The organism is Paenibacillus sp. 01T422 (assembly GCF_056398785.1).
Window position 1 is genome coordinate 1 of sequence record NZ_JBFTQB010000509.1, and the last position, 4,637, is coordinate 4,637.

Consider the following 4,637-nt stretch of genomic DNA (forward strand, 5'->3'; position numbering starts at 1 on the left):
GCGTATACTATTATAACTCGTAAAAGTACTCCTTTTACGTTGCCAAAACTTGTAGGAGGTGGAAGATGACCATGTATTTAAAAAATGGATTGTCAGCGTGCATGGGACTCTGGTTTTTGCTCAGCCCCTGGGTGTTTGGATTTGAAGATCAGACGAATGCTTTTTTTGCCTGTGTGCTGCTTGGAAGCGTGCAATTCGTGGGATCTCTGCTGGCTCTGGGCAAGACAGGGAAGCGGGTCTGGCAGAATTGGCTGTGCTTGATGATTGGCGCTTTATTCATTCTCTTTCCGAATGTGTTCCACGTAGGGTTGATGGCCTATTTCTTATTTGTTGTGCTTGGTTTCCTGACCATTCTCGTCAATTACGCGAACCTGTATGCCGACGAGCAATGATCGATTATACTGGTGTTAAGTAACAACTTCCCATAGGAGGAAACACATAGATATGCTCCGTTCATTAGAACTGATATACAACTATCGAACAGGGGACACCACAGCAGCTTCTGAGCATAAATGGCTAACCTATATGGTATCGGCGGAAGAGCGCATCGTGAACTTCGAGCGCATTCAGTCGATCCAGGAGCTGGCTCAGGCGAACCCTGTTCTTGATTATGTAGAGCGCACTCTGCTCAAATTGGACAAGCTAGCGCTGTCTTTCTGGAAGAAGGAAGTGTTGGAAGAAGTATTAATTTGGTCCGAGGTTGCCAAAGGTGGTACCTTGAGGGATCGCTTCACGTGGCAGGATCAAGGCATTCATCTCTATGTACATAATCAAGGTTCCGCACAACTGTATAAGCTTCAAGCCGGGAAACTGAGCGATAAAACAGCTGTGATACATACTCTAATTTATACGCATGGGCTCATTGGACAGACGATTCGAGGGGAAGTTCCACTGCGGGAACACGCTCCTATAACCAAATTATTGGAAGATCGCTTGCTGTCTGTAGATGAGTTGAGGGACTTGCTTCTGGCATTGAATGTGTGCATCATTGCAGCGGTCTCTGAAGAGCTATGGCTTTCGGTCAGCAGTCAAGTGAAGGCGTTGATTGAAAAGATCTTACTAGGGACATTGGAGCCTGAGATTTCTTTAAAAGACAGATTGGCTAAATTACGCAGTAATTCTATTCGAAAAGGTGAAAATTTCGAGCGGGACTACCAAAGGATTTTGGATGAAGCGCCAGAGCTATTAGAAGGTTTAGGGGCATTTCTGGAAACGACAACCTTGTGGTATGTAGAAGCGGCTTTTCAGGATTTTACGCTCATGCAGATGGTTAAAGTGTTCCTGATCATCCAAGAATCTTCCCGTGAAGGGGATTCGGTCCGCCATATCAGCTTTGAGCCCTTCATGAACACCTTGTATTACGATTACAAAGGCAGCAAGAAAGTCAACGTATATAAGAAACGAATGATTGAAAAATATGTGGATGAGATGACTTGGGGGGAAATAGCAAAAGGAAAACTGGCGTGGAGCAATGGTCACTTGAAGCACCTCATTGAGCGGAAGCCTCAGCTTGCAGATACAGTGTTTTTTACATGCCAATTCTCCCCTGCTGCTGAGAAGTTGATTGAGTTTTGCGTAGAAGCCGAGAAGTCCCCGCTATACGAAAAGGCCGTACTGCTGCTATTCGATCTGTTTGAATTGCGGAGAGACGCGTACGATCGTTTTCATAATGAAGAAGACTACTTGACGACGATGAATCAAACGGCGGATTATAAGAAACTTATGCTGGACTACGTCGTAGGGAAGCGTGTTGTCGATATCGGGCCAGGCGGCGGTGTCATGCTCGATCTTATTGAAGAACATTTGCCGGACAAGCACCCTATTGGCATCGATATTTCCTCGAATGTGATCGAAGCGCTGGAGCGCAAGAAGCAGCTGGAAGGCCATCGATGGACGGTTCTAAAAGGGGATGCGCTTGATTTGAAGCAGTATGTGGAGCAAGGAACCATTGACACGGTGATCTTTTCATCCATCCTCCATGAGCTCTATTCCTACATCCCCTATGAAGGGAGCAAGTTCAACCATGCGACCATTGCGGCGGCACTGCGCAGTGCTTATGATGTTCTCTCGCCAGGCGGGAGAATCGTGATTCGTGATGGCATTATGACGGAGCCTGCCGAGCAAAAGCGAACGATTCACTTTTTGCAGGATGGAGCAATGGCGTATCTCGAGCGGTATGCGAAGGATTTTGCTGGACGAGAGATCAAATATGAGGTTGTTGGGGCGGATAAAGTAGTTATGCAAGTGAATGATGCGATGGAGTTTCTCTACACATATACATGGGGCGAGGAAGCGTACGTACATGAAGTGCAGGAACAATTCGGCTATTTTACACCAAGTGAATACATAGCTTTTATCCATCGTACGCTGGGATCTGAGGCCAAAATTATTGAGAACAGGCATTTCCTGCAGGAAGGATACACGGATGCGCTGAAGGGTAAAGTAAACCTGTTGGATGAAAGTGGAACCGTGGTTGCGCTGCCGGACAGCACTTGCTTAATTGTTATTGAAAAATAGACAGATGCACTTTGGGGTACTGGCAAAAAACTATTGCATGCGTCATTTTATTATGTCATAATGAAAATATCAAAACGACAATATAATTATCGCAGCCAAGCAGGTGATCACCTTGAACGCAGAAAATGAAACGAATTATCAGGCAAGTAAATATCGCACGCCAGACGGTGCGCCTGCCGACATCGTGATCTTCACCATCACTTCCGAAGGAAAGGATTCCGTGAAGAAGTCGCTCCCGCTCAGAGAGCTGCAAGTGCTGCTCATTCAAAGAAAGCAGTGGCCATTCGAAGGGCAATGGGCGCTTCCAGGCGGATTCTCGTCCGAGAATGAAACAATTCATGAGAGCGCGCGTCGCGAACTGACGGAGGAGACGGGAGTTTCCGATGTCCACCTTGCCTATTTCAACGTGTACAGCGCGCCGAAGCGCGATCCTCGGGGATGGATCATCTCTCACGCGTTCTTCGCGCTAGTGCATGAGCGCTTCCTGGAGAAGCGCCAGGCAGCGGATGATGCCGCAGATGTTCGGCTGTTTCCTGTAGAAGAAGCACTCGCGATGGATCTCGCTTTCGACCACGAATTCATCGTTCGCGATGCGCTTGAACAGATTCAGACGAAGATGCTCACGACGACGATCGCCAGAGAGTTCTTATCCGAGGAATTCACAATCAGCGAATTGTATCAAGTGATTCAGACGGTCGTTCCGACCTTCAACGAACGTAATTTTATCCGTAAAATTACATCTACGCAGAGCCGCAAAGGGATCATCGAAGAGGTACTGGATCACAACGGGCAAGCAAAAATGTCAAATCGTTATTCCCAACGTGCCGCCCAGCTCTACCGTTTCACGGATTATGTGCCTCAGCTGTCTATATACAGCTAGGCCTCTCTTTTACCCATTGATATTGTCTTATTAATAGTATCAAATATACTAAATGGAGGGGTTGGTTAAGATGAAAGCATTGATTATTATTGACTATACGGTCGATTTCGTTGACGGGAAACTTCCTTGCGGTGAGCCTGGCATTGCCATTGAAACGCGGATGTGTGAGATCACGGAAGCCTTCGTAAGGCAGCAGGATTTCGTGGTCATGGCAGTGGATTTGCACGATGAACAGGACCCGTATCATCCGGAGACGAAGCTGTTCCCGCCGCACAATATCCGTGGCACAATAGGACGCTATTTATATGGTCGGTTGAAAACCGTGTATGAGCAGCATGAAAGCGATATTCATTGGATGGATAAAACCAGATATAGCGCCTTTTGCGGGACGGATTTGGAGCTGAAGCTCAGGGCCAGAGGCATTCAGGAACTGCATCTGATCGGCGTATGCACAGATATTTGCGTGCTGCACTCAGCGGTGGATGCTTACAATAAAGGCTTTGACATCGTGGTGCATGAGGATGCGGTTGCCAGCTTTAACAGCCAAGGCCATGCATGGGCTTTGCAGCATTTTGAAAGCACACTTGGGGCTAAAGTTGTTCGTGGTTGGTAGTATGAAACAGCCGCATTAACAGGAATGCTAGGATAATCCAATACGTTTAAGGAGATGATCCCTATGCCACATACTTCACAAGCTGAAATCCAAGCGATATTACATGTACAAAATGAAATAAACGCGGAGAACGAAATAGAGCGCCGTACACAGTTTCTTAAAAATTATCTTCGATATACGGGAGCCAAAGGTTACGTGCTGGGCATGTCCGGAGGCCAAGACTCCACATTAGCAGGCAAGCTAGCTCAAATGGCGATCGATGAACTGAATGCAGAAAGCGGTAAGGACGCGTATCAATTTATGGCGGTTAGACTGCCTTATGGTATCCAAAAAGATGAAGAAGACGCGCAGGCTGCCATTCAGTTTATTGCGGCAAACCGCGTAGTGACTGTCAATATTCAGCCAGCTGTTGATGCCTCGGTGCAGCAATTTGCGGAAGCGACAGGCGAAACGCTAAGCGACTTTCATAAAGGGAACGTCAAGGCTCGCGAGCGTATGAAGGTGCAGTATGATTTAGCTGCGCATTATGGGCTTTTGGTACTGGGGACGGATCACGCCGCTGAGGCCATTACGGGATTTTATACGAAACATGGGGATGGCGCCTGCGATGTGGCCCCTATTTATGGG

At 47.3% G+C, this 4,637-nt stretch carries 5 protein-coding genes; all 5 read left to right on the forward strand.

Going from position 1 to position 4,637, the window contains the following annotated elements:
* Window positions 1-65 precede the first annotated feature (65 nt).
* On the forward strand, window positions 66-392 hold the full coding sequence (locus AC1DUA_RS24540) for an SPW repeat domain-containing protein (protein WP_477502254.1): 327 nt from the start codon (window positions 66-68) through the stop codon (window positions 390-392).
* A 52-nt stretch (window positions 393-444) separates the two neighbouring features.
* The gene (locus AC1DUA_RS24545) at window positions 445-2,517 is read left to right on the forward strand and encodes a class I SAM-dependent methyltransferase (RefSeq protein WP_477502255.1); all 2,073 of its coding nucleotides are present in this window, start codon (window positions 445-447) and stop codon (window positions 2,515-2,517) included.
* A gap of 112 nt (window positions 2,518-2,629) precedes the next feature.
* The gene (locus tag AC1DUA_RS24550) at window positions 2,630-3,397 is read left to right on the forward strand and encodes an NUDIX domain-containing protein (protein WP_477502256.1); all 768 of its coding nucleotides are present in this window, start codon (window positions 2,630-2,632) and stop codon (window positions 3,395-3,397) included.
* Window positions 3,398-3,467: 70 nt separating this feature from the next.
* The gene (locus tag AC1DUA_RS24555; protein ID WP_477502257.1) at window positions 3,468-4,010 is read left to right on the forward strand and encodes a cysteine hydrolase family protein; all 543 of its coding nucleotides are present in this window, start codon (window positions 3,468-3,470) and stop codon (window positions 4,008-4,010) included.
* A gap of 63 nt (window positions 4,011-4,073) precedes the next feature.
* The coding region (gene nadE, locus AC1DUA_RS24560; protein WP_477502258.1) for an ammonia-dependent NAD(+) synthetase at window positions 4,074-4,637 on the forward strand (564 nt) is incomplete at its 3' end.

Coding starts and splice junctions, on each gene's coding strand:
- AC1DUA_RS24540 (WP_477502254.1), top strand. CDS start 66: ATGACCATGTATTTAAAAAATGGATTGTCAGCGTGCATGGGACTCTGG.
- AC1DUA_RS24545 (WP_477502255.1), top strand. CDS start 445: ATGCTCCGTTCATTAGAACTGATATACAACTATCGAACAGGGGACACC.
- AC1DUA_RS24555 (WP_477502257.1), top strand. CDS start 3,468: ATGAAAGCATTGATTATTATTGACTATACGGTCGATTTCGTTGACGGG.